The 25,085-nt window shown below is 63.5% G+C and carries 23 protein-coding genes; 4 read left to right on the forward strand and 19 right to left on the reverse strand.

The genetic code is table 11. The features are described 5' to 3' along the window. Window positions 1-2: 2 nt before the first annotated feature. From AAFG16_RS30995 to AAFG16_RS31030, 8 genes are all read right to left on the reverse strand, one after another. Window positions 3-2,945 carry a formate dehydrogenase subunit alpha gene (locus tag AAFG16_RS30995; protein ID WP_342731380.1) on the reverse strand — a complete coding sequence of 981 codons (2,943 nt, stop codon included), beginning with the start codon at window positions 2,943-2,945 and terminating at the stop codon, window positions 3-5. A 2-nt stretch (window positions 2,946-2,947) separates the two neighbouring features. Beyond that, window positions 2,948-3,166 carry a twin-arginine translocation signal domain-containing protein gene (locus AAFG16_RS31000; RefSeq protein ID WP_283080268.1) on the reverse strand — a complete coding sequence of 73 codons (219 nt, stop codon included), beginning with the start codon at window positions 3,164-3,166 and terminating at the stop codon, window positions 2,948-2,950. A 29-nt stretch (window positions 3,167-3,195) separates the two neighbouring features. After that, window positions 3,196-3,975 (reverse strand): Cro/CI family transcriptional regulator, encoded by a 780-nt coding sequence (locus AAFG16_RS31005; RefSeq protein ID WP_342731382.1) that lies wholly within the window; start codon window positions 3,973-3,975, stop codon window positions 3,196-3,198. Between the two features lie 128 nt (window positions 3,976-4,103). Next, window positions 4,104-4,730: a DUF3306 domain-containing protein gene (locus AAFG16_RS31010; protein WP_342731384.1), complete on the reverse strand. Its 627-nt coding sequence runs from the start codon at window positions 4,728-4,730 to the stop codon at window positions 4,104-4,106. Continuing rightward, window positions 4,727-5,242, reverse strand: a complete 516-nt coding sequence (locus tag AAFG16_RS31015; protein ID WP_342731386.1) for a DUF3305 domain-containing protein — start codon at window positions 5,240-5,242, stop codon at window positions 4,727-4,729. The genes AAFG16_RS31010 and AAFG16_RS31015 overlap by 4 nt, the downstream gene beginning before the upstream one ends. Then, entirely contained in the window at window positions 5,239-6,246 is a 1,008-nt protein-coding gene (locus AAFG16_RS31020; protein ID WP_342731388.1) for a DUF6352 family protein, read from the reverse strand. The genes AAFG16_RS31015 and AAFG16_RS31020 overlap by 4 nt, the downstream gene beginning before the upstream one ends. Continuing rightward, a complete protein-coding gene (locus AAFG16_RS31025) occupies window positions 6,243-6,782 on the reverse strand; it encodes a DUF6505 family protein (protein WP_342731390.1) in 540 nt (179 codons plus the stop codon). Before AAFG16_RS31025 ends, AAFG16_RS31020 begins: the two co-directional genes overlap by 4 nt. Next, window positions 6,779-7,534, reverse strand: coding sequence for a biotin/lipoate--protein ligase family protein (locus AAFG16_RS31030; RefSeq protein ID WP_283080274.1), 756 nt, complete (start codon window positions 7,532-7,534; stop codon window positions 6,779-6,781). The genes AAFG16_RS31025 and AAFG16_RS31030 overlap by 4 nt, the downstream gene beginning before the upstream one ends. A 152-nt stretch (window positions 7,535-7,686) precedes the next feature. On the opposite strand from AAFG16_RS31030, the gene AAFG16_RS31035 reads away from it, so the two are divergent. Further along, complete coding sequence (locus AAFG16_RS31035; RefSeq protein ID WP_342731392.1) at window positions 7,687-9,657, forward strand: 4Fe-4S binding protein; 1,971 nt, start codon at window positions 7,687-7,689, stop codon at window positions 9,655-9,657. Between the two features lie 4 nt (window positions 9,658-9,661). Further along, window positions 9,662-9,955 (forward strand): hypothetical protein, encoded by a 294-nt coding sequence (locus AAFG16_RS31040; RefSeq protein WP_283080276.1) that lies wholly within the window; start codon window positions 9,662-9,664, stop codon window positions 9,953-9,955. 4 nt (window positions 9,956-9,959) lie between these two features. On the opposite strand, the gene AAFG16_RS31045 is transcribed toward AAFG16_RS31040, so the two are convergent. Beyond that, entirely contained in the window at window positions 9,960-11,240 is a 1,281-nt protein-coding gene (locus tag AAFG16_RS31045) for a c-type cytochrome (RefSeq protein ID WP_283080277.1), read from the reverse strand. Between the two features lie 198 nt (window positions 11,241-11,438). Here AAFG16_RS31045 and AAFG16_RS31050 point away from each other — a divergent pair, with 198 nt between their 5' ends. Next, the gene (locus tag AAFG16_RS31050; protein WP_283080278.1) at window positions 11,439-11,675 is read left to right on the forward strand and encodes a hypothetical protein; all 237 of its coding nucleotides are present in this window, start codon (window positions 11,439-11,441) and stop codon (window positions 11,673-11,675) included. Window positions 11,676-12,435: 760 nt separating this feature from the next. On the opposite strand, the gene AAFG16_RS31055 is transcribed toward AAFG16_RS31050, so the two are convergent. The 4 genes from AAFG16_RS31055 to AAFG16_RS31070 all read right to left on the reverse strand — a co-directional run bounded on the left by AAFG16_RS31055 (window position 12,436) and on the right by AAFG16_RS31070 (window position 17,533). Further along, window positions 12,436-13,785 carry a carbohydrate porin gene (locus AAFG16_RS31055; RefSeq protein ID WP_342731396.1) on the reverse strand — a complete coding sequence of 450 codons (1,350 nt, stop codon included), beginning with the start codon at window positions 13,783-13,785 and terminating at the stop codon, window positions 12,436-12,438. A 142-nt stretch (window positions 13,786-13,927) separates the two neighbouring features. After that, window positions 13,928-14,986 (reverse strand): ABC transporter permease, encoded by a 1,059-nt coding sequence (locus tag AAFG16_RS31060; RefSeq protein WP_283080281.1) that lies wholly within the window; start codon window positions 14,984-14,986, stop codon window positions 13,928-13,930. Continuing rightward, window positions 14,983-16,509 (reverse strand): sugar ABC transporter ATP-binding protein, encoded by a 1,527-nt coding sequence (locus tag AAFG16_RS31065; protein WP_283080282.1) that lies wholly within the window; start codon window positions 16,507-16,509, stop codon window positions 14,983-14,985. Before AAFG16_RS31065 ends, AAFG16_RS31060 begins: the two co-directional genes overlap by 4 nt. A gap of 61 nt (window positions 16,510-16,570) precedes the next feature. Then, the gene (locus AAFG16_RS31070) at window positions 16,571-17,533 is read right to left on the reverse strand and encodes a sugar-binding protein (protein WP_283080283.1); all 963 of its coding nucleotides are present in this window, start codon (window positions 17,531-17,533) and stop codon (window positions 16,571-16,573) included. A gap of 254 nt (window positions 17,534-17,787) precedes the next feature. Here AAFG16_RS31070 and AAFG16_RS31075 point away from each other — a divergent pair, with 254 nt between their 5' ends. Further along, window positions 17,788-19,056 (forward strand): ROK family protein, encoded by a 1,269-nt coding sequence (locus tag AAFG16_RS31075; RefSeq protein ID WP_342731399.1) that lies wholly within the window; start codon window positions 17,788-17,790, stop codon window positions 19,054-19,056. Between the two features lie 117 nt (window positions 19,057-19,173). Here the strand turns inward: AAFG16_RS31075 and AAFG16_RS31080 are convergent, their stop codons facing one another. The 6 genes from AAFG16_RS31080 to AAFG16_RS31105 are packed head-to-tail and all read right to left on the reverse strand — an operon-like array spanning window position 19,174 to window position 25,037. Beyond that, a complete protein-coding gene (locus AAFG16_RS31080) occupies window positions 19,174-20,223 on the reverse strand; it encodes a LacI family DNA-binding transcriptional regulator (RefSeq protein WP_283080285.1) in 1,050 nt (349 codons plus the stop codon). After that, window positions 20,220-20,864, reverse strand: a complete 645-nt coding sequence (locus AAFG16_RS31085; protein WP_342731401.1) for a ThuA domain-containing protein — start codon at window positions 20,862-20,864, stop codon at window positions 20,220-20,222. Before AAFG16_RS31085 ends, AAFG16_RS31080 begins: the two co-directional genes overlap by 4 nt. Before the next feature lie 10 nt (window positions 20,865-20,874). Then, the gene (locus AAFG16_RS31090) at window positions 20,875-21,972 is read right to left on the reverse strand and encodes a Gfo/Idh/MocA family oxidoreductase (RefSeq protein WP_342731403.1); all 1,098 of its coding nucleotides are present in this window, start codon (window positions 21,970-21,972) and stop codon (window positions 20,875-20,877) included. Window positions 21,973-21,995: 23 nt separating this feature from the next. Further along, window positions 21,996-22,844: a carbohydrate ABC transporter permease gene (locus AAFG16_RS31095; RefSeq protein ID WP_342731405.1), complete on the reverse strand. Its 849-nt coding sequence runs from the start codon at window positions 22,842-22,844 to the stop codon at window positions 21,996-21,998. After that, on the reverse strand, window positions 22,837-23,775 hold the full coding sequence (locus AAFG16_RS31100; RefSeq protein ID WP_342731407.1) for a sugar ABC transporter permease: 939 nt from the start codon (window positions 23,773-23,775) through the stop codon (window positions 22,837-22,839). The genes AAFG16_RS31095 and AAFG16_RS31100 overlap by 8 nt, the downstream gene beginning before the upstream one ends. Window positions 23,776-23,777: 2 nt before the next feature. Then, window positions 23,778-25,037: an extracellular solute-binding protein gene (locus AAFG16_RS31105; protein ID WP_342731409.1), complete on the reverse strand. Its 1,260-nt coding sequence runs from the start codon at window positions 25,035-25,037 to the stop codon at window positions 23,778-23,780. Window positions 25,038-25,085 lie beyond the last annotated feature (48 nt).

Consider the following 25,085-nt stretch of genomic DNA (forward strand, 5'->3'; position numbering starts at 1 on the left):
CCTTATGCCGCCGCGATCTGGCAGAGAGTGACCTTCGGCTCCTGCATGCCCGTCGCGGGGTCGTATCCGTAGGTGGTGATCGTGTTCGCGCTTTCGCCGAGCACGATCGGGTCGGTGCCCTTGGGGTAGTTGCCGCGAAGATCCTTGCCCGCAAGCCAGCCACCGAAGTGGAAGGGCATCCAGGCAACACCTTTGCCGACCCGCTCGGTGACGAGCGCCTTCATCCTTGCCCTGGAATTGTTCTCGGCACCCGTGACCCAGACCCAGCCGCCGTCCTTGACACCGCGCTCGGCGGCGTCGGCGGGATTGATCTCGATGAACATGTCCTGCTGCAATTCGGCGAGCCACGGATTGGTGCGCGTCTCCTCGCCGCCCCCCTCATACTCGACCAGACGGCCGGACGACAGGATGAGCGGGAACTGTTTCGCAACGCCTTTCTCCACCGCAGCCTTCTGCACGGAGAACCCGATATTGGGCATCCGGAATTGCTTGGCGTCGGGCAGCGTCGGATATTTGGCGACGAGGTCGACGCGCGGCGTGTAGATCGGCTCACGATGGACCGGAATGGGATCGGGCAAGCCGAACGCATTCATGCGCGCCTTGCCGTTGCCGTAGGGAACACAGCCATGCGCCAGTGCAACGCGCTGGATGCCGCCCGACAGATCGAGCGACCACGACACTGTGTCCGGATTGGCGGGATTGACCTTGTTGATCACGGCCATTTCCGCTTCAGTGAGGTCGGTGTCCCAGCCCAGCTTCTTCAGGCTCGCCAGCGTGAATTCCGGGTAGCCGTCCTGGATTGCCGATCCCAGCGAGTACGAGCCGTCCGCGAGCAGACTGACTTTCCGCGTCGTGCCGTCCGGCAGCTTCTCCTCGCGCTCGATGCCAAACCGCGGCCGGAACGTGCCGCCGCCATCCATCACGTGCAGATTGGTGTTGTAGAGCAACGGCGTGCCGGGATGCTTGACCTCCGGTGATCCCCAGCACGGCCAGGGCAGACCGTAATAATCGCCGCCGACCTCGGGATCGTCCTTCGGCGCCCGCATCGTCAGCATGTCGAACTTCGCCTGGTTCTTCATGTGCGCCTTGAGGCGCTCGGGTGATTGCCCGCAATAGCCGGTCGACCAGCTGCCGCGGTTCATCTCGCGCAGTACATCCTCTGCTTCAGGAAGATTGTTCTCGACCTTGATATTCTTGAACATTTGGTCGGCGAAGCCGAACTTCTTCGCCAAGCGATAGATGATTTCGAGATCATCCTTCGACTCGAAGATCGGCTTCACGATCTGCTCGCCCCATTGCAGCGAGCGGTTGGAGGCGACGCGCGATCCCTTGCACTCGAACTGCGTGGCGACCGGCAGAATGTAGACGCCATCCTTGCGTCCTGCCTCAACGGAGAGCGAGGCCCAGGTCGTCGGATGCGGATCGGCGATGACGAGCAGCTCGAGCGCCTTCAAGCCATTGAGGGATTCAGGGATGCGGGTGATGCTGTTGGAGGCATGTCCCTGCACGAACACCGCCTTCACATTGTCTTTCTGCGCGACCTGATCCTTCGGCAGCGTCACCGCCTCGAACCAGCGGGTCAGCGGGATGCCGGGTGTTTCCATGATCTGCTTGGTATCGAAGCGCGACTTCAGGAATTCGTAGTCGACCTCCCATACCCGCGACCAGTGCTTCCAGGCGCCCTCGGCGAGGCCGTAGTAGAAGGGCAGCGTGACGATATCGAGCCCGACATCGGTCGCGCCCTGCACGTTGTCGTGGCCACGGAAGATGTTGGCGCCCATGCCCGCTCCGCCGACATTGCCGGTCATCAGAAGCGCGATGCAACTCGCCCGCACATTGGCGGTGCCGACGGTCTTCTGGGTCTGGCCCATGGCCCAGATCAACGTCGCCGGCTTCTCGGTGGCGAACATCTTGGCGACGCGCTTGAGCTGCTCGCCAGGAATGCCGGTGACGCGTTCGACCTCGTCCGGAGGCCATTTCTCAACCTCCTTCTTGAGGTCGTCGAACCCGTAGACGCGCTGCCGGATGAATTCCTTGTCCTCCCAACCGTTCTGGAGGATGTGCCACATCAGGCCGTAGAGCACCGGGATGTCGGTGCCCGGCCGCATGCGCACATAGTCGGTCGCGTGTGCGGCCGTGCGCGTCAGACGCGGGTCGATGACGACAAAGTTGGCCTTTTGCAGCTCCTTGCCCTCGAGCAGATGCTGCAACGAGACCGGATGAGCCTCGGCCGGATTGCCGCCCAAGATGACCTGTGTCTTCGCATTGCGGATATCATTGTAGCTGTTGGTCATCGCGCCGTAGCCCCAGGTATTGGCGACGCCGGTGACGGTCGTTGAATGGCAGATGCGGGCCTGGTGATCGGTGTTGTTGGTTCCCCAGAACGCCCCCAGCTTGCGGAACAGGTAGGCGCCTTCATTGGTCATCTTGGCCGAGCCGAGCCAATAAACGGAATCGGGGCCCGACTTCTCACGTACTGCTTGAAGTTTGTCGCCGATCTCGTTGATCGCAGTGTCCCAGGACACGCGGGTCCACTGCCCGTCCACCAGCTTCATCGGATAGCGCAGCCGCCGCTCGCTATGCACGAGTTCGCGCACGGAGGCGCCCTTGGCGCAATGCGAGCCGCGATTGATCGGGGAATCCCAGCTTGGCTCCTGGCCGATCCATACCCCGTTCAGGACCTCAGCCGTCACCGTGCACCCAACCGAGCAATGCGTGCAGATGGTCTTGCGCACGGTCGCGCCGGCAGTAAGCGGACCGGCCATCGCTGCCTCCGCCCTGCGCACGTTGCCGACCGGCAGGGTGCCAAGCGCTGCGAGCGCGCCGCCGGCAAGACCGGATTTGCGCAGGAAACTACGGCGGTCGAGACCGCCACCCTGACCTGCAAGGGACTCTGCGACGGAGCCGTGGCGCGGGGAATGCTGGTGTGTTCGCTTGATCAGCACGGTCAGCCTCCCTTAGCCGGATAGCGATTGACGCGGTAGAAGGCCTTGACGTGATCGGTCTCCTTGTAGCGCGCCTTGCGCTTCTCATCGTTGGTTTCGCTGTCGGCCTCGGCGGACCCGACCAGCGGTGTCGCGAGGGTCGCGCCGGCACCCACCGTGCCGATGCCGACCTTGCGCAGAAAGTCGCGGCGCCCGACCGTGGTTTTGCTGTCTTCACTCATCGCATCTCTCCCGGACCCGCGCGTGCGGGTCAGTTGGCGAATGTGAATGCTTCTGTCTCGATCTCCATAAAAGCGCGACCGAGCGCGCCGACCGCACGATAGAAGGTGGCGCCCCCAGCGCGCTCGATGTCGGCGAACAATCGCCCCATCCAGGGCGCGAGGTGCTTCTCGAAGAAGGCGCGCTGCGTATCTGATGACGCCGCGAAGCGCCCTGCCGCAAAGCCGGCCATGATCTCGCACAGGATCGCGGCGTGGTCCTCCGGCTCCGAATTGATCGCGACGCGCTCGATCCCGAGCGCTGCGAGGTCGGCGCGCAGGCGCGACAGTGGCCGCTCGTTGAGAAACCCAGTCAGGTAGTAGGAGGCATAGGGCAAGATCTCGCCGCGGCCGAGACCGACGAACAGGTCGAAATATTCGCGCTCGATCTTGGCTGCGACCGCACCGGCCGCCGCTTCGGCCAGCTCAACATGTGCGCGCCCGAGCGGCGTCGTATCGCCGGTCAATGCGGAGAGTTGATCGAGCAGCCTTCTTGACGGTGCTGCGGACAACAGCGTCGCGAGCAATAGATACTCCTGCGCACGCGCCGCATCGACGGGATCAATCGCCTCTTCGAGCAAAAGCGGCTCGCTGTAGAGATCCGGCCGCAGGTGATTGCGCGATACGCCTGTGACCGCTTCGACCGCAATCACCCGTTGTGCGGGCACTTTGTTCCAGTTCGAAACGGAGGGCTGGCTGATGCCGATTTTGCGCGCAAGCTCAGCAACGCCGCCAACGGCGTTAATGGCTCGCTCAAGGCCATCATCACGCACGTGGACCTCCCATCCAAGTCCCAGGTGCTGATTTTGCTTTTGTTACAAAGCGCTAGCGAAGCGTAGTCCCGGCCTGACGGGGGGTCAATTGCCCCATAGTCCGAGGCTATGGCCTTTCGTCGGGGGACCTAGCAGGGCAGCGCGCCGCCGTGCGCGCGGCGCCGAGCCGATGCCTGTTCGGTCTTAGTGCTTTCGGCGTCCGTTAGTTGCGTTGCAGCAGGAGCAGGTACGGGTTCGGTGGTCGCCGCCTTTTCGGCGACGAGGTCATCGCGCGGCGTCTCGGCTCGGCTCAATTCTGACGAAGAATCCGTGACTTCAACAGGAGCCTCAGACAGCGTCTCGGCCGACTTGCTGAGGCCACCGACGATCCTGTCCACGAGTGCGGCCAGTTCTCCCTCGGAACAATCCAGCGGGCCAAAACCCGGCATCGCAGAGGGATCGTTGAAATCCCAGGCGTTCTCCGCGAGCCCGACGAAGTCGCGAATGGCCGGATCGGCGCTCCAGGCGCGACGAAGCGCCGCACGCGTCAGCTCCCGCGGAATACCTTTGTGCAGAAAGGCCTTGATGTCAGTTGCCGACGTGATCGAGTCGATCGAGGGCAAGCTCGACAGGTCGAACTCCGCTTCGTCGGCTTTCGCGACGGACACCGGTGCCGACTGCATGTCGTCGCGCACTGCCGGGTCCGGCTGCGTGGCGTTCGCGCTTGCCTCGTGCTTACGACGGGACCAGCGCGCCAGGAACTTGTCATCACTCATTCGTGTCCGCCCTCGTGCTGCCGGCGCGCCAGCGCCTCTGGATCGGCCTGCCGCCGCTTGCGCTTGAAGAACTCACGTTCGACGTGGTGCTCGGCCACGAACCTTTCAATCGCCGCGCGCAGCACCTCCGGCATCGGCACCGCCTCGACGAGATTGGCGCCGGCCTCGGTGAACGCCTCGCCCTCCGCAGGATCGGCGGTGGCGGCCGCCACCGAATAAGGCCAGATGCCTTCCGCGGGTGACAGCACGGTCCAGATGCACGGCGCCCCCGAGGCGAGATTGTCGCGGTAGCGCGCAGTCTCGGATGGATAGAGATCAACCGCCGCGCTGCCGGCATAAAACAGGATTTTGCCGTCCTCTTCGCGGAGCACCGTCCAGGGCTTTGTCTCGGGCTCATCTGGCAGCACGGCGACGCAGCGCCAGACGAAGTCAGCCCACGGCGAGTCCGCCTTGCGCCGCTCGACCACGATGCCGACGGGAATGCACATAACCGGCAGCGCGGCGGGGGTCACGTTACCATCTCCAGGCGTTTGATCGGCAGCCCCGTGAGCAGATTCTGCGGCTTCATCCGGAGCTTCTGGTCCGGCGTCATCGCCAGGATGAGATGGACCGGCTCGCCCTGCATACTCGCTATGGCTGCACCGCTGTCCGCAAACGTCAGGCGAAACAACGCGAGCACGCGTCCGGCGCTGAGTTCGTCGAGCTGCTCGCCATGCCAGAGACGGTCGCCGAGAGCCGTGGCGTCCGTGTCCAGCCCCACATACCAGCTGAGTTGCTCATCCTGCAGCTCGCGCAACGGCTCGATGGCGACGTCGACCGCTAGCAGATGGGAAATCCAGCGTCGCATCGCCTGCGCCAGCGCATGCGGGCCGCGGTCACCCGCGGTGAGGTCGAACGCCATGTCGAAATGGTCGCTGCGCTGCCAATACTCGTCGGCATTCTCCTCGTTCAGCACGTCAAGCTGGGCGTCGGTTACGGCTCCCAGCATTGACATCAGCGAGAGCACTGGGGTCGGGCTCTGGCCGCCGACCACCTCTTCATCGCCGAGCAGCAAGGCCTGCTCGTGCGGCAGGACGCGCTGCGGCCGGAAGAACAGTTCGGCGGCACGCGGTACGAATGGATCATCGCAGCCATCCAGCGCATTGCGCAGAATCACGTGCACGAGCTGATTGACGAACAGCGGCGGCAGATCGTTGGTCCGCGACCGGACCGTAGCAAGGTAAGCAGCCTCGAGCGTCGGATGCCGCAGCAGGAGATCGCGAAAGGCGAGCACGAACCGCCAGTTTTCGCGTGCGTCCGCATCGGCGATCGCAGCGATCTCGTCAACGTCCACTGGCTGGCGCGGACCAGCGAGCAACTCGCGGTGCAGCCTTCGTTCGACCGGGCATGCGTCGTCCGGCGGCATCAGCTCGGGACGGGCAAAATAAGCCTTCAGGAATTCATCCGTGACGCAGAGTCCACCGCTCTCGTCGCGATCGAGCAGATGGTGACCACACGCGATCCAGAAATCCTTCATCGATTCCGCGGCTCCTGGCCCATATCGGCAGGGTGAAGATCATGGTCGTGCTCGACGTCGTCCTCCACCTCCATGAATGAGAATGCCTTGCCATGGCCCTGCCCTTCCCGCAGTTGCAGCCTCCGGAAGGACTCGCGGACCTCGCCGTCGCTCACCGAGCGGTGGACGGCAATGAGCGAACTAACTGGATGCGTGCAAAGGGCTTGCGCAAAGGCAACCTCCTCTTCCGCAGCCCCCCGCGCGGTTGCCAGATCCGGCGCGCCGAAACGATCCATGAGTTGCCCGGCGAGGAGCTCGATCAGCGTCCGGCAATCGTCCTCCGTTGCCGGCACAATCTGCACCAGCGTCGACCAGCCCCAGGATTGCACTCCAAGGAACCCGCCGCGGAACGCCGCGCGTGCCTTGCCGCTCAGCCTCGCCGGATCCAGATCGCAGAAGCGGAAGGCGCCGGATACGGCCCATTCGCCTGATACGGACGCCACGTCGAACACGAAGGTGTCGGAAGGATCGAGCGCGATGGTGCGCAAGAGTCTCACAGCCTTGGCCCTCCGAGCTTCGGATCGAGCCAAGACGGCGTGGCTAGCGCTTTGACGAGTTCGCTCCTCTCAGTCCGGTCAGTGTTGAGACGGCGTGTGAGGAGATCGCCGCAATCATCGATCCGCAATACCATTTTCCGCTCGCGGGCCATGCGACTGAGATAGTCCCGCGCAACGCTGTCGAAGCCATCGACCTGCCAACCATCGAAGACCCTCATCAGATGCCGCGCGAAGCTCTCGGTCACCTGCACCGCTCCGGCTTCGCCAAACCCCTCCTCGTCGAGCGCGGATGCGAGCGGATGAACGCCGGGCCCCTGGTCGGCCATTGCGACCGTCCGGATCATGGCGCCAAACACCAGCCAGGCGGGCGGCTCGTCCTCGCGCGCCGTCGACGGCCACCCCATCCGCCCACCGCCGACCAGCCCGCCGTCGATGTTGACCGCGTCGGGCCAGTCGATCGCCACTGTCTTGTTCGGCGGTGCATAGGCGCGGAGCGCGTCGGTGAGCGCGACCATGCCGGCGTAGAAGGCGCGTCGCGCGGTCCTCAAGGGTTCGCCCGGCTCGAGCACCACGGCGAACTCGGCAAGATCGAACCGCCCGACATAGACCAGCGTGCCAGCGCCGTTTTCGGGTGCAGTGCGGCAAGCGTGGGCAAAGGCGTCCCCGGCCTCGCGCAACCGGACGAGCGCGAACGGCGGCGGCAGATGGATCGGTTCCGCCAGGGAAACATGGCTGGTAGGGCGCGACGGCAAGGCCGTCCTCCACTTTCCTTTTCTTCCCGATAGTGAAAATCTATACGAGGCAAGGGAACGGCGCGAGTCCGCTAAGCCCGGGCCGCACTGACGGAGGGATTCACCTGGAGCAACCAGCGAAGACCGTCCTGATCTGCTCGTGTGAGGACACGATGCGCCTCGACACGGCGGCGATCCGGCGTGGCTGCCCCAATTGTGAGATCAAGAGCTTTCGACATCTCTGCGGTGCGGAGCTCGATCATTTCCGCACCGCCGCAAAAGTGGATGGCCCGCTGACGGTCGCCTGCACGCAGCAGGCGGCTCAGTTCTCCGATGAGGCCGGCGAACGCCCTAACGGGATCACTTACGTCAATATCCGCGAGACGGCGGGCTGGTCGCGCGATGGCGCGGATACGGGTGCCAAGATGTCCGCGCTGCTCGCGGCGGCTGCGATTCCGAGACCGGACTATCCGCTCGTCACGATGTCGAGCGACGGCGTCATCCTGATCTATGGACGCGACGAGGCCGCAATCGAGGCCGGACGGCTGCTTGCGGACCATCTTGATGTCACGGTCATGCTCAAGCAACCGACAGACATCACACCGCCTGCAGCGACGGTCTTCCCGATCGTGAAGGGAACCATCCGCGACGCGAAAGGACATTTCGGCGCCTTCGAGTTCACGATCGACGACTATGCGCGGCCCCGCCCCTCCTCGCGCGACCGCTTCGTGTTCGAACCCCCACGCAACGCCGCAACTTCGCGCTGCGATCTCATGCTTGACCTCTCCGGCGAGCCGCCGCTGTTTCCCGCGCATGATCTGCGCGACGGCTACTTGCGCGCAGATCCCAAGGATCCCGCCGCCGTGCTGCGCGCGGTACTTGCTGCGCGAGATCTCATCGGCAGCTTTGACAAGCCGAGATATGTCGACTTCACGCCCGGCCTTTGCGCACATTCGCGCTCGAAGCTGACCGGGTGCCATCGCTGCCTCGATTTGTGCCCGACCGGCGCGATCACGCCTGCTGGCGACCATGTCGCTGTCAACGCGGAAGTCTGCGCAGGCTGCGGGCAATGCGCTGCCGCCTGCCCCACGGGCGCCGTATCCTACGCGCTGCCGCCCGCCGATACCCAGTTACAGATCCTGCGCGCCATGTTGCTCACTTATCACGAGGCCGGCGGCGCGCATCCGGTGGTGATGCTGCATGACAGCCAGCACGGTACGCCGCTGATCGATGCGCTCGCCCGTCACGGCGACGGATTGCCGGCTAACGTGCTTCCCCTCGCCGTCAACGAGCTGACACAGGTCGGGCTCGAAGCGGTGATCGGCGCATTTGCCTATGGTGCGTCAGCCGTGCGTTTTCTGCTGCGCGCAAGACCGCGTCACGAGGTGACCGGACTATTGCAGACGATCGCGATGGCCGAAGCCATTCTTGCGGGCCTCGGATTCGATGGACACCGTGTCGCGACGATCGAAACGGACGATCCCGACGCGCTGGGTGCGCAACTGGGCGGAATCGAGATGCTTGCAACGGTCGAGCCGCCCGCGACCTTTAGGACTGTCGGAAAGCGGCGCGATCTGCTGCGATTTGCCCTCAGCGAATTGCACCGCCTGGCACCAAAGCCGGTCGATGTGATCGCTTTGCCGCAGGGCGCTCCGATTGGCGCGATCAGCGTCAAGACGGATGGCTGCACACTGTGCCTGTCCTGTGTTTCGGCGTGCCCGACCGGCGCGCTTCGCGACGATCCCGAGCGGCCTGTGCTCAAGTTCGTCGAAGACGCCTGCGTGCAATGCGGCCTGTGCCAGAGCACCTGCCCCGAAAAGGTCATCACGCTGAAGCCGCAGATCGATTTCCGCGCAGCGCGCGCGTCTACGGTCGTGATCAAGGAAGAAGAGCCCGCGCTGTGTATCCGTTGCGGCATCCCGTTCGGCGTGAAGAGCACGATCGATCGGATTGCGGCAAAGCTCGAGGGTCGGCACTGGATGTATCCTGCCGGCGACAAGAGGCTCGAGGCCTTGCGAATGTGCGCCGACTGTCGCGTCATCCTGATGAGCGAACAGCAGTTCGATCCGTTCCAGGGCGTGCCGGAACGCGCGCCGCCACGGACGACTGATGATTACCTGCGCCGACGCGAGAACAAGGATTAGCCGCATGCCACGTTTCATGATGCTCCTGCTGCCGTGCCTTGTCGCCACTGTCCTTGCCGCCGGTGCAGCAGAGGCTGCCGCCCTCACCAAGGCCGAGAAGATTGCGCTCAAGCAGGCGATCGTTGCCTGCAAGGCAGAGGCGAAGGGCAAGCAGATCAAGTGGCTGTCGCGCCGGAAATATGTCAATCAGTGTGTCGTGGAGGCGCTCAAGGAGCATCCCAGCGTCGACGTCGCCCGCATGTTTAGAGAGCGCCCGGAGTTAACGAACATTCCCGTGGAGCAATGGCCGGCGTATTAGCGCCCTACTTCGATGCCGCGCGGCCGAGAAAATCCGTGAGCGCCCGGCGATCCTCGGCCGAGCCGATGTGTTGTTCCGGCATCTTCGTGCCGGGCGTATAGGCGTTCGGCCCGATCTCGAACAGCTTGGAGACGGTCTCCGGCGTCCAGACGATGTCCATCGCCTTGAGCGCTTCGGAGAAGCGATAGCCCGGCAGCGAGGCGATCTTCCGACCGTAAAGTCGGGCAAGCGTCGGGCCGGCGCGCTGGACCTCCGTCTCCGACAACGTGTGGCAGGCGACGCAGGCCCTGAAGACTTCGGCGCCGTGATCGCCGGCATAGGCGGCAAGCGGATCCGCCGGCGTGCCCAGGAGGTTAGAGCCGGTGGCTTCGCCAGTTAGCACATTCCAGCGCCTGATCTTGCCGTCGGCGCCGCCGGTCAGCAACGTTGCGCCATCGGGCAGGAACGCAACTGACCAGACCGGCATTCCGGGCCCAACGAGCGTGCGCAGCACGCTGCGCGCCTTGCGATCGACGATCGCCACGGTTCCGCCAATTCCGGCCGCGGCGATCAAGACGCCGTCATGCGAAACCGCCAAGGACACGATCGGCGCAGCGGCGGCCATGACCTCGCCGCTCTCCCTGCCATCCGAGGTCATCATGCGCAGCTTGCCGTCTGCCGCGCCCGCGACGATTTCGCCATCCGGCGCTATCGCAACTGCGTTCAATGACGCCGGCAACGTTGCAATCTCCGATGTCCCATCCGCCAAATGCCAGACCCGCGCCGTCAGGTCGTAGCCGACACTCACGAGCGATAGTCGATCCGGCGTAAAGGCAACGGCATTGACGTTTTGCGAATGCCCCTCCAGCACGCGCGACGTACCATCCAAAAGAGACCATAGCCGCACGGTATGGTCCCACGAGGCCGATGCAAGCTCCGACGCATCGGGCGAAACGGCGAGCCCGACAATGGGCCCCGTATGGCCTTCGAGAACCCGGTCGGGCTGCGGCCGGCCTGGCGTCCAAATCGCAATCTGGCCGTCCGCGCCAGCCGTTGCCATTCTTCCATCTCCGAGGAAGGCAACCGCATTCACCGCATCCGAATGGAAGCGAAGGACCTGCTCGGCGGACTCGGTCGCCAGCGACCATCGGATCGCTGCAGTGTCGAAGCTACCCGACAAAACAGTCTTGCCATCGGCCGAGACGGCGATCGCACGGACAGGTCCGCCGTGTCCCGCCAACTGCGCTTGCGCGGGTTGCAGCGCCGGGAGCAGCGATGCTGTCAAAAGCAGGGTCGCGAGGCGCAAGGTCCCAATCCACTGCCGCCGGAGATGATCACAGCGAAACACCCGGCAGGCTCGGCTCCCGGGGAGAAAACCATCCCACTTGATCCAGCTCAACGAAGGGAGCTCATGTCCGGTTCCAGGCTGCGACAAGCGGCGCCTTGAATGGCGAGCTGCGTGGTCGCAGGCTTGCCAAAGGCCCCTCACCAATTGAGGCCGAACATGCAACTGCATCCGAAAGCATATCGGCAGCTTATCTCGCGGTTGTGGCACTTTCGCACTTTGCCGCGAAATCGCGATCCCGCCAGCCAGGCCGCGTCGCCCGTGCTCATCTACATCGTCGCCGCGCTCGGGTTACTATTGGCTGTCCTTGAGATCGACCTCCACCGTGCGGAGCTTCAATCCTTCGGACTGTCCGGGGATCCTGTTGGGATCAACCCGATCTTCATGAGTCCTTAGGAAGACACTTGAGATATTGCTGCTCTCGCAAGCGGACCAGCCGCCAGCCCCATCAAGCTGTTCGATAGCACGCGAGCTGCGCAACGCACGCTCGAACCGTGGTTGGTTCGAGATGCCATGGCAGCATTCTCTCTACCGCTGTGTTCCCCTTGGAAACACCAGTGATCGATCCTCGAAATCCTCAACTGGCAGTTTGCTTTGTTGCGCCATCTTTTGCATCTCTTGCACAGTGGGCATCTCTGTATGACTCACCGATGGCGGATGTGCTCGCGGAATGCTCGTTGCAGCCAAGAAGAGTGCGAGGGCGGTCAGGCCTGAGATCATCAGAAGTTTCATGTGAACCCCGATTGAGACTGTCTCAGTCCTGACTAGTGCAAGGCTCGGGGCCGCCGTGTGAAGTCCTTCACATCTCTCCTCTTCTTGATCACCGCTGGGCTCCGATCATCCGATGCGCTGATCCTGGCCGACAAGTCCTTTCCGGACGCAATGTGCGTATAATTGTCGTGCTTCTGGAAGCCCGGCGCACCGCAAGTCGCTCGACCGCTGCACGCTTTCCCGCGCGGATCTACGCATCCATGGCCTGAACGCGCGCGCCGTTCGACTAAAATGAGGTTCGTATCGCGCAAGGGACAGCAATGTCGATCCCGCAGCTCCAACCGGTTGCGGATCGAATCCGGGCTCGGCATGCCCGTATCCGGGCATGCACTCACCTTTCGAGTCAGAGTCGTCTAGGCTTTTGACCCGGACGGCTAGCACAGCATCAGAAGTGGACCTCGGTTCGCATGCCAAGGACCCAGGCATTGTCGGTCTTCACGCCGGCAGCATTAAACCCGCGCCCGCCAGGATTGATGACATACTGCGCATCGAACTTGAGGTTCATCCAGCCGGTTGCCTGCCAGCCGTACCAGACTTCGATCGGAACTTCGTTTCCGCCCGCATTAGGACTGAGGGCGGCCGTATTGACGTGGGTCGTGCCTACCGCGAACCCAACTTCGTCCTGGGGACGCCAGGAGAACGTTCCGGTGTGCCTGAAGCCCAAGGCGATCTGGTAGTCCTGGAACGCTGTCCTGTGATCGGCGACGGTCGTATTGAGGAAGGTATACCAACCCACCGCCCCGGGCCCGTCAACGGTCAAGCGCTGCAGGATCGACTCATAGACGCCGTAGCGGCCTCTTTGATCTCCCAGAAACTGGTCCGGGACACCACCGACGCCAGGGATGACCTGAATGACACCTGGAAGGCCACCATCGATCGTCGACGCGCTGTCATACCAGCCGCCCAATCTCCAGGTCCCGTTGAGGGGACCCTTCGGCGCCCAGACCAACTCCACCGGCACCATCACACCCGAGGCGCGGTTCGAGCCAGGGACGCCCGGCAAGAAGTAGATGCTGGGATCCGACGTGGTCAGATAAGTCGGATTGGCGTCGTAGACGCCGACCGACAATTGGAAATCCCTGGCGAAGTTGTAGTGGACGACACCGGCCCATTGGCTCACCGGCCAGTTATAGATGTAGCCGCCCTGGATGTTGCCGGGCTGGCCGCCGCAGAAGGTCAGGTTGATGAACTCGCACAGACCGAAGAAGAAGTCGGAGCCGACTGGAAGACGGCCGCCCTTGAGTTCAAGCTGATCATTGAAAAGCTTCTGCGAATAATAGAGTTGGGTCAGGCGAAAGATATTGCCGCGGCCGAAAACTTCGTTGGTCAGCTGCAAGGCCGGAATGCCAGCCTCGGTATTCAGGTTGTCGCCGAAACGCTGGACCAGCGTGAGGCCGACCGTGCCGCCCGGGATGCCGGCAAGCTTCGCCATATCGAGCTTGGCACCGAACCACAATTGTCCAGCATTGGCCGCGGTGTTCCTGTCTCCGCCCGACAGGTTGCCGACGGTTTCATTACCCAGCGTCAGGCCCAGATCGATGCCCTGCTCCTTGAGCCTGGTCCTGCCGAGATCGCCAAACAAGTATGGTCTTGTCCAGAAATCTTCGGTCTCAGCATAAGGAACAGGCGGCGCTTTCGTTGAAAAATCGGCCGCGTGTACCGCACCGCCAATCAGCGATGACAAAGCAATCCCCACACCCCACGCACATGCGGTGTTCACAAACCTGGGCAACATTTTTCTCCTCCCGCCGTCTCAGGCTTTGTCATTCGTGCCTCACGTTCCCGCCAAGCCCTCGAGCCTGGAACGCGCTCCTTCCCCAGCACACCGTCGCAGCCGCGCCCACGAAGCCGCTCTGTGTCAACTGGAGCCGAATCCCTCATGCTTGGTCGCCCGTTCTCGCCGGCAGCGCGTCCACGCCGCGCGGTGCTGCGCCCTGCTGTCGTTCAAGTGTCGATCTCGGCGCCATGCGGGCGAGGCCGGCCAGCGCCATGTTGCGCCGCCGTCGGGCCTGCAACTGATGATCCGCCAGCACGCCGATCAGAATCACCGTCCCCATCACCGCGAAGTTCAGGGAATTGGGAATGCCCAGGATATTCACGAGGTTCTGCAACACCTGCAGCAGCGCGGTCCCCAGGACGATGCCGAGAATGGAGCCTTCGCCGCCGCGCAGGCTGCACCCGCCGAGGACGGCGGCAGCGATCGCGTAGAGCTCATAGAAATTGCCGAATGAGCTCGGCGACACCGAGTTCGTGTAGAACACGAACAATACTGTGGAAACTCCGGCGAGCCCGCCGCTGATGATGTAGGCGGTTGCGATCACGAAATTCGTGTTGATGCCCGAGAAGCGAGCCGCTTCCTCGTTCTTGCCGACGGCATAGAGCCAGCGCCCGTAGACCGAGCGGTGCAGCACCACACCGAGGACGAGCGCAAGGATGATCAGAAGGATGAAGGTGTTCGGGATGCCCGCCACATTGCCGGAGGCAATGCTGCTCAGCGTTCCGGCCTCGTCGCCATAGCCGAAGCCGCGTGTCGAGTCGCTCGTGTAGTAGCGGGCGGCGCCGCGATAGATCAGCAACCCGCACAGCGTCACGATGAAGGGCTGCATCTTCAGCCGGGTGACGAGCAACCCCTGAATTGCGCCCAGCGCCAGACCGCCCAGCAACACGGCCAGCAGCGCCAAGGGCCAAGGGACCTGAAAAGTCGTCAGAAGGTCGATGAATACGACGCCGAGCAGCGCGAACATCGAGCCAAGCGAGAGGTCAATGCCGCCGGTGATGATCACCAGCCCCTCGCCAAGCGCAAATACACCGAACAGGCCGATCAGGTTGGCCATGTTCAGCAAGTTCACCAGCGACAGGAATGCCGGATTGATCGCGCCCGTCACGGCGGAGATCACCACGAGCAGCAGACCCAGGCCGAGTTCTTTCTTGTTCATGGCGCGGCCGCTTCCACGGTGTCCGGCGCCTGCCCGATTGCAAGCTGCAACACGTTGTATTCGCTGAACTGCGGGCGCTCGAGCACGCCGCTGACGCTCCCTTCATGCATCACCGCGATCCGATCGGAGACGCCTATGACTTCCTCCATGTCCGAAGAAATCATCACGATCGCAACGCCCTGGTCCGCAAGCTCGCGCATCAGCGCGTAGATCTCGCTCTTGGCACCGACATCGACGCCACGGGTCGGCTCGTCGAAGAACATCACGCGCGGCTGCATCGAAAGCCACTTGCCCAGGACGACCTTTTGCTGGTTGCCGCCGGAGAGCGTCACGGCCTCCATATCGATGCTCGGCACCTTGATGGAGAGGCGCCTCACCTGCTCTTTCGCGACCTTGCGCTCGGCCGGGCCACTGACCAGCCACATCCGCGCATAATTCAGCAGGCTGGCGAGCGTCACGTTCTCCCGGATCGGCAGCTCCAGCACGAGCCCGGATTTCTTGCGGTCCTCCGGCATCAGATAGATGCCTTGCCTGATCGCGTCCTGCGGCGATGCGACATCGACCGGCGCGTTGTCGATCCTGATCTCGCCACCGAGCGGCGGGTCAATGCCGAAAGCCGCACGAGCCAAGGAAGTGCGACCGGCACCGACGAGCCCTGCCAGCCCGAGGATCTCGCCATGCCGCACGGAAAGATCGATCTGCCGGTCGGGAAAGGCCGATGTCACGAGGCCGACGATGTCGCAGCCGCCCGGCTGCGGCGGCCGTTTCGGCGGCGAATGCAGCGCTTTGAGGTCGCGACCGATCATCAGCCGGATCATGGCGGCATGGCTCAGCCTGTCCCGCGGCAGCTCTCCCACCGTGCGCCCGTCGCGGAGCACCACGACGCGGTCGGCGCAGGTCATGATCTCGCAGAGCCGGTGAGAGATGTAGATCACCGAGATACCGTGCGCCTTAAGGTCGGCAATCACCTCGAGCAGCCGTTCAGTCTCCGAAATCGTCAGGCTGGAGGTCGGCTCGTCCATGATGATCACGCGGGCGTCGATCGAGAGCGCCTTGGCGATCTCCACCAGCTGACGCTCGGCGATCGACAGGTTGTCGACCAGCGTGTCCGGGGTGAAATCGGCGCCCAGCCGCTCCAGCAGCGGAGTGACGCGGGCGCGCATCTCCGCGTCGTCCACCAGCTTCAGCGGACCGCCAACAAGCCTCTCGCGTCCAATGAAGACGTTCGCGGCGACGTCGAGATTTTCGAAAAGGTTCAGCTCCTGATGCACGAAGGCGATGCCGGCCTGCGTCGCCTCGTTCACGGTCATGCGGGCGTGGTCGACGCCGCCAATGCGGATCACGCCCTTGCTCGGCGCGACCACGCCTCCCAGCACGCGCATCAGCGTCGATTTGCCGGCACCGTTCTCGCCGATCAAGCCCAACACCTCGCCGCGGTACACGCGCAGGCTGACGTCGTCGAGGGCCATGACCCCGGGATAGGACTTGCTGATTCCGGCGAGTTCGAACAGGATTTCCGCCATTCATTTCCTCCCGCCTCGACGCCCGGCGGCCGTGCCACCGGGCGTCGAAAGGCGCTGAAAGTCACTTCTTCAACAGGCCTTTCAGATTTGCGGTGAATTCCGCGACGTTGGATTTGCTGATCACTTGGGTTGGCACGATCAGCTTGCTGTCAGCCGGAATCCAGGACTTGTCGCCGTTCAGCGTCTTGATGATGTTGGTGGCGGAGAGGTACCCGAATTCGTACGGCTGCTGCACGACAGTGGATTCGATTGTGCCGTCGGATATTCCCCGCAGCGTGCGCTGGTCCTCGTCGAAGCCGACGATCTTCACCTTGCCGGCCTTGCCCGCCGCCTTGACCGCGTCATAGATCAGCGGTGTCTCGTAGCTCCAAAGGCCGGACAACAGCGCAATGTCGGGATATTTGACGAGCACGTTCTCGATGTTCGCCTTGGCCTTGGCGAAGTCCACCTGGTCGGTGAACACGTCGACCAGCTCGACCTTGGTGCCGGCGATCGCGTCCTTGATCCCCTGTACCCGCTCGCGGGCATTGTCCGCGTCCATCGTGCCGACGAACAGCGCGATCTTGCCGCCGTTCGGCAGCGCCTTCTTGATCTCTTCGCCTGCTTGTCGCCCGGCCGCGACGTTGTCGGTGCCGATATAGGCGAGACGATTGCTCTGCGGCGCGTCGCTATCGGTCGTGATCAAAACGGTCTTGGCCGCAACCTTGTTGAGCTGTTCGGTCGCATGCGGTGCATCGTCGACCGAGATGGAGATGCCGGCGACGCCGCGCACCAAGAGGTCGTCCAGCTCGCGCCGCTGGCCCGCGGCCGTGCCTTCGTTGGTGACGATCAGTTCGATATTGTATTCCGGGTGTTCTTTCTGCGCCTTTTCGAGCCCGCGGCCGGCGATGGTCCAGAAGTCGGCCGCAACGTTGGTGACCAGCGCGATGGTCTTCTTCTGCTGGGCCTGCGCCATCCCCGTCACCATCGCGAGCGCGGCGGTCGCGAGCAACGGGACTAGCAATTTCTTCATTGATCCGTTCATGTTCACCTCCCTTTGACACCCCGGATGAGGGCTTCAGGCTGCTTTTGCGCCTTATTTTATTTACGAAGCGAAGAAATGTCGCAGAGCAAAAACATCGGAATCGGGATGTACTGGCCCCTTCTTCAAGCGGAGATAGTACATGACGCTTTTTATTAGTAAATATCGCCAGGAGACGTCGCCTTCTTGTTGTGCTTTTTCGATCACATCCCCCACCGCCCCCATATTAACTTCACATAATGAATAAAAGAGACAACATGGCTGACCAAATTGAGCCGACGAGACGCATTTCAAGCACCGTCCGCGGCTCGAACCGCGGCCGCCTCGTCGAAGTCTTGCGACGCCAGGGGCCGTTGCCGCGTGTGGAGCTCGCTCGGAGCACGGGATTGAGCTTCCCTGCCGTTTCTGGCCTGACGTCGCGCCTGATCGCGGAAGAGTTGCTGTGCGAGACCGAGACAGCGGCAACCTCATGGCCCGACGACACGGACGAAGACGATGCGGACGGGCTGAACGGCCGCCGCCGTGGCCGGCCCGCCGTGCTGCTGACCCTGAACCCGGAGTTCGGCCGCATCATTGCGGTCTCGCTGCGCATGAATCTGATTGAAACGCTGATCGCGGATTTCAGCGGCTCCGGCCTGGCACAATCGCGGCTCGAAATCGCAACGCGAGCTCTCGATGCGGGTGCGCTGTGCGATCTCGTGATAGCGCAGATCGACGCGATGCTTGAGGCGACGGCCACACCGCGGCATCGCCTGTTGGGAATTGGGATTGCCCTGCAGGGGATCGTGAACGCGGATACTGGCCGGCACCTGTGGAGTCCGGCGCTCTCCGTCACCGATGTCGATCTGGTGAAGCCGGTGCGCGAGGCCTTCAACGCCGAAGTCGTGATGGCGAATGACGCTGTCGCGGTTGCGCTCGCCCTCACCGCCGCGGATCCATCACTGGCGCAGGGCCTCTCGGCCACGATCATGGTCGGCCACGGCGTCGGCATGGGCGTCGTTGTCGACGGCGAAGCGCGCTGGGGCGCCGGCGCCGGCAGCGAGATCGGCCATATCAAACTGGGATCGAACGGGCCGCAATGCCGCTGCGGCCAGCGCGGCTGTATCGAGGCCCATCTTGCAGACTACGCGCTCTACCGCGACGCTCGCACTTTCCTCGACCTGCCGCCGGCGGCGGCGCAACAGCCTTCCGAGGCGCAGATGGCCCTCCTGCGCGAGCGAGCGCGGGGCGGCGATCCCCGTCTCGAGCACGTATTCCAGCAGGCAGGTCGCGCGCTTGCCGAGGCGGTCGCGGCAACGATATCATTGCTGCGCCCACACCATGTGATCCTGGCGGGACCCGGCCTGCAGGCATTTGACATGATGCGCCGCGCCTATGAGGAGCGGCTCGAGCAAGCGGTGCTGCCATGGCTGCTCAAGTCCACGGCGATCTATCTGCGTCCAAGCGAGTCGGCAGCGATTGTCGAGGGCATGATGCGACGGACGCTGTGGGTGGTGGACCGAAACCGCATGGAGGCGACCGAGTGAACATGGGAGGCTGCGGCTCTTGCCTGAGCCGTCGCAAGGCAACCGAGGCTTGCCGCGATTGATGGGCGGCGCAATCGTTGCCGCCAAGCACCCTGCGGATCTCGGACGCGCTCGCCATTACGGCAGATTGTCGCGCAGAAAAATGTCGATGCGGATGCGCTCCTGGTCGGGGCTGATGGGCTCACCCGAGCAATGCGCCAGCAGGATGCGCGCCGCGGAGCGCGCCTCGTGGCCGGGATCCTGGTTGATGATGGCATCGAGCGTGCCGTGCACCAGAAAACGCCGCGTGTGCCGCGTCAGCTCATGGGTGATCCAGACCACCTCGCGCGCGCGGCCCGAGGCCTCGAGCGCGTCGGCGATGCCGCGGTTCCCGGCACCGCAGCAATAGATGCCGCGGAGATCGGCATGACGCGCGAGCAGCGCGGCCGTGAGCTCCCGTGTGCGGTCGCTGTCGTCGCGGCCTTCGAGGACCGGGAGCGCGCGCAGCTTCGGATACTCGCTGGACAGAATCTGATGGAAGCCGAACTGCCGCTCGGTGTGATCTCGCAGCGACAACGATCCCGCGATCACCGCAACCGTCCCCTCGCCCCCGGCGAGAAAACGTCCCATCAGCGTTGCCGCAGTCCGGCCCGCGGCCGGATTGTCTATTCCGACATAATGGAGCCGGCGCGAGCTCGGTGCGTCCGACACAAGGGTCACCACGGCGACCCCGCGCGATGCGAGCTCGTCGATCGCGGCGCGCACCCTGGGATGGTCGAGCGCGATGACGGCCACCCCCTGATAGGCCGGCGACAAGGTCTCCAGCGCGCCGGCGAGCACGTCCGGATCGAACACATCGACATGGTGGATGTCGATGAAGCCGCGCTGGCCGGCGAGCCACTCTGCGGTGCGCTGGACCTGCTCGGTCAGGCTGGTCATGAAGCTGTTGCTGCCGCTCGGCAGCACGAAGGCGAAGCGAAAACTCTGCCCGCGCGCGAGCCGTGCCGCCGCGACGTCGGCGCGATAGCCGAGCTTGGCGACCGCGGCCTCGACACGCGCGACAGTCTTGGCGCGCACGCCCTCGCGCCGGTTGACGACGCGATCTACGGTGGCGAGCGAGACGCCCGCCGCACGCGCGACGTCCTCCAGCGTGGCGCGAACCGCCGGCTGCGTCGCGCCAGCTGTCATTCGCGCGCCGCCCACAGCATGCCGCGGGTCATCAACGTCCGGATTTCCGGCACGTCGAGTTCGTAGGCGCGGTGCCCGAGCGAAGAATAGAACACCTTCCCCGCGCCGTAACGCTTCTTCCAGACCACCGGCATCACCACGCCCTCGATCCAGGATGCGTGCTCGCCGGTGAAAGTGGTCGTCGCCAACACCTCGTTGGCGGGGTCGACATGCATATAGTATTGCTCGGACCGATGCTCGAAACTCTTCAGGCCTTTCATGATGGGGTCATCCGGCTTCGTCAAGTCGACCTTGTAGTCGATGATGTTGCCGGGATGCGCGACCCATTGCCCGCCGCACAGGAACTGGTACTCGACGGACTCGCGGAATGCATCGCACATGCCGCCATGATGGCCCGCGAGCCCAACGCCACCACGCACCGCGGCGCAGAGATTGAGCGCGTCCGCCTTCTCGATCTTCGACATGGTGTAGATCGGGATGATCAACGAGAGGTCATGGATCTTGGGATCGCCGAATGCCTCTGTCGTCGTTTCGATCCGCACCTCGAAACCTTCCGCCTTAAGCCAGCCGCGGATCGTCGAGGCACAGAGATCGGGATCGTGTCCTGGCCAGCCGCCCCATACAATCATTGCCTTGCGCATGCTTCTATCCTCAGTCGATCTGTCCGGTTTCACGTCCGGCCGGCAGCATCGCCGGCCGCTCGACGCGGCTCTCGATCTTGACGCGCCGCCCTTCGTCGGCAGAGGTCTGGAATGCCTCCATCACCTCCAACACGTGGAAGGCTAGCGCGCCGCTAGCGCGATGTGGCCGGTTGTTCAGGATCGCGGAAGCCATGTCGGCGACACCGATGGAACGGAACTCGCCTTCGACATGACCGTGCGTCGACGGCACCGTCTCAAATTCGCCGCCCGTCTTCGCGACCTGCACCTCGCCGCCGAAGCGGTTCGGGTCCGGCACCAGCATGCTGCCCTTGTCGCCATAGATCTCGATCGGCGCGTGCCGGTGCTTCGGCACATCGAAGCTCATCGCGATCGAGACGACGGCTCCGCTCTCGAACTCGAGCGTCCCTGCGACGTGGGTCGAGACTTCGACCGGAATCCAGGTGCCGTTCATCGGCTGGCTGGTGACCAGACGCTCCGATTTTGGGCGCGAGGTCGAGCCCATCACACTGGCGACCGGGCCCAGCAGCTGCACGAGATCGGTGATGTAGTACGGGCCCATGTCGAGCATCGGCCCGCCGCCGCGTAAATAATAGAAACCCGGCGCTGGATGCCAGCGCTCATGACCGGGGCAGCCGAAGAAGGCGCTCCCCGCCACGGGCGTGCCGATCGCGCCGTCGTCAATCAGCTTGCGCGCGGTCTGGTGCCCGCCGCCGAGGAACGTGTCGGGCGCGCAGCCGACGCGAAGGCCCTTCTGCGCGGCGAGATCCATCACTTTGCGGGCTTCCGCGACGTTGATGCCGAGCGGCTTCTCGGAGTGAACGTGCTTGCCCGCGTTCAACACCGCGAGGCTGATGTCGGTGTGGGCCAGCGGCACGGTGAGATTGACGACGATCTCGACGTCGTCGCGTTTGAGCAACTGGTCGACCCGCATCGCCGGTAGCCCAAAGGCAACGCCCTGCCTCTCCGCGACGTCGCTCCGCATGTCGGCCAACGCCCTGACCTCCATCACCGGGAAGCGCTGTGCCGCCTTGAGGTAGGCGGTGCTGATCACACCGCAGCCAATGATTCCGACGCCAACTTTTCTCATTTTCTGTCTCCGTGAGGTGTCGTTCATCCCTTGACCGCGCCCGCGGTGAGGCCGGCGACGATATGCTTCTGCGCCAGCAGGAACAGAATGATCGTCGGCAGGATGGTGAGCGTGATGAAGGCGAGGATCAGATGCCATTCGGACGAATATTCGCCCTGGTAAATCATGATGCCGAGCGGCCAGGGATAGAGCGCATCGGTGTTGAGCATCACCAGCGGCAGCAGATAGGCGTTCCAGCTGTTGACGAAAGTGATGGTTCCGACCGTCGCCAGGATCGGCCGTGACAGAGGCAACGTCACATAGCGGAAGAACTTGATGTAGGTGCACCCGTCGACCAGCGCTGCTTCCAGCAGCTCGTAAGGGATGTCCTTGAAGAAGCGCCGCAATAACAGAACGCTCATCGCCAGGCTGAAGGCCACCTGCGGCAGCGCGACGCCGAAATAGGTATCGAGCAGCCCGAGATCGCGCACCTTGATGAACAGCGGCAGCACGGCGGTCGCCGCCGGAAACAGCAGGCCGAGCGTCAGGTAGCTCAGCAGCATCGAGCTGCCGTAGAACCTGACATGGGCGAAGGTGAACGCCGCCATCGAGGCGGTGATCAGCGTCAACGTCACCGTGAGCGTCGAGATGATCAGCGAGTTGCGCAGGAGCTGCCAATAACGGGCAGAGAACAGGATGTCGGCATAATTCTGCCATTCCCAGTGCCGCGGCAGGCCGAACGGATTGACGCGCAATTCGCCGAGCGACTTGAAGCCGCCGAGCAAGGTCGCTAGCAGCGGCACCAGCACGAAGATGGCAACGACGGCGAGGAACGCCACCTTGAACAGCCCAGCGGGATCGAACGGCGCGCGGGTGGCATCGGCGTTACTCATCGCGCATGAACCATCGCTTGTAGGTGAACGCAAAGGTCACGCAGATCACGAATAGGATGACGCCGATGGCGCTGCCATAGCCGACCCGCATCCGAGAAATGCCGTTGTTGTAGAGGAAGCTCACCATTGTGTTCGAGGAATCCGCCGGTCCCCCGCGCGTCAGCGGCATCACCAGATCGAACAGCTGCAGCGAGCCGACGATGGCGAAGAATACGGAGAGCCGGATTGTCGGATAGAGCAAGGGGATGACGACATGGCGCAGCGCTTGCGAGCGCGTTGCCCCGTCGATGCGTGCTGCCTCGATCAGGCTTTTGTCGAGGCTCTGCAGCGCCGCGATGAACAGCATCATGTGGAAGCCAAAATACTTCCACACGATCACGATCAGCACGGCCAGCATCGCGGTGTCGGTCGAGGCCAAGAGATGCGGCGGCTCGGCGCCAAAGGTGCGCCAGATCGAGGCGACAAGACCGTAGTCGCCATCGTAGACGAAGCTGAAGATCAGCCCGGTCGCGATCTCGGCCAGGATGTAGGGCATGAAGAACAGCATGCGCAGCGCTACCGCACCGCGAAAGCGCTCGGCGAGCATCAGCGCCAGCGTGAGCGCGAGCGGCAGCTGGATCGCGAGCGAGACCGCGATGATCAGCCCGTTGTTGCGCAGCGCCAGCCAGAAGGCACGCGTTTCCAGCACGAAGCGATAATTATCAAAGCCGATCCAGTTGGTCGGCCTGCCGAAGCCGTTCCAGTTGAAGCCCGAGTACCACGCCGCCTCGCCGATCGGCAGCACCACGAACAGCGTGAACAGCAGCAGCGCCGGCGGCAGGAACAGGATCAGGACGGTGAAGCGGCCGTCCCAGCCCGGGCCACGCAGCGCCTGCGGAGCCGCCTCACGGGCAATGCCGATCGGCGAAGTGATCGCGATCCGTCGCGCCACCGTCAGTTACCTTGCTTGAAGGCCGCTTCGATCGCTTTCGCAGCGTCCTGCGGGCTCATGCTGCCACCGGCGATCTCCGCCGTGACGTCGTTGACGACGCGACCAACCGAGGGGCCGAGACTCTGATCGTAGAAGTTCTGGTGGTAGTTCGACTTTGCCAGATTGGCCGCGATCAGCTTCATGAAGGAATTGTTGAGGCCGGCGTCCGCGCCCTGCACCACGGGGATGATGTAGCTGCCCGCGGCGAGCCGCATTTGCACATCCTTGGAGATGAAGTACTTGAGGAAATCGACCGCTTCCTTCGGCGAGCCCTTGGTGACCAGCCAGCCAGTGATGCCGCCGAGCGTATCCGTGGGCGTGCCCTTGCCGCCGGGTACGACAGGGAAATCGAACCAGCAGATCTTGTCCTCACTCAATCCGACTTTGTCGGCAGCCAGCGCGCGCTGCAAATTATAGACTGAGCTGATCGCGAGCGTCATCGCGGCCTTGCCGTCGCCGAAATAGCCGACGGCCTGAGGGTTCTTGAAGCCGAGAAAGCCGTTCTGGAACGGCTGGAGATCGACGAGCTGCTTGAACAGTTCGCCGGATTTCTGGAAGGTCTCGCCGGCGAAGCCGCCATTCTCGCCGCGCAATGCAGCGTCGAAGGCCGCCTTGCCGCCGATGCGCACTGCAAGATGGGTCCAGTAGAAGTGCAGCGGCCATTTGTCGGCGCCGCCGACCACGATCGGCGTCACGCCTGCTGCTTTGATTGTCTTCACCGCGGCGAGCAGATCGTCCCAGGTCTTGATGGAAGCGGGATCGACCTTCGCCTTGGCCATCAGTTCCTTGTTGCAGAGGAAGCCGACCTGCGACAGCGCGATCGGCAGGCCGTAGACGCGGCCATCGCGCGTGAATGCAGCGAGCGCCGCCGGCGTGATGCTGTCGCTATAGCCCTTCACCTGGTCGGTGATGTCGTCGAGGACGCCGGCATCGATCTGCGTCTTCAAGACGCCGCCGGCCCAGCTATAGATGATGTTCGGCCGGTCCTTGGATTGCAGGATGGTCGGCAGCTTGGCCTTGTAGGCCTCGTTCTCGAGGAACTGCATCTCGACCTTCACACCGGGATGCGACGCCTCATAGCTGCGTGCGACCTCCTCCCAGATCTTCACCTGGGCCGGATTCACCTCGATGTGCAGCCATTTAACGATCGTGTCGGCGGACGCGGAATTGGCCCAAAGCAGGCATGCGGCGGCGGTGAGTCCCAGCTTGGCGAGCAGCCTCATCACGTCCTCCCAATCGGCTCTTGTTCTTTGGGCGCAATCCTGCCTTCA

Source organism: Bradyrhizobium sp. B117 (assembly GCF_038969555.1).
Classification (GTDB): domain Bacteria; phylum Pseudomonadota; class Alphaproteobacteria; order Rhizobiales; family Xanthobacteraceae; genus Bradyrhizobium.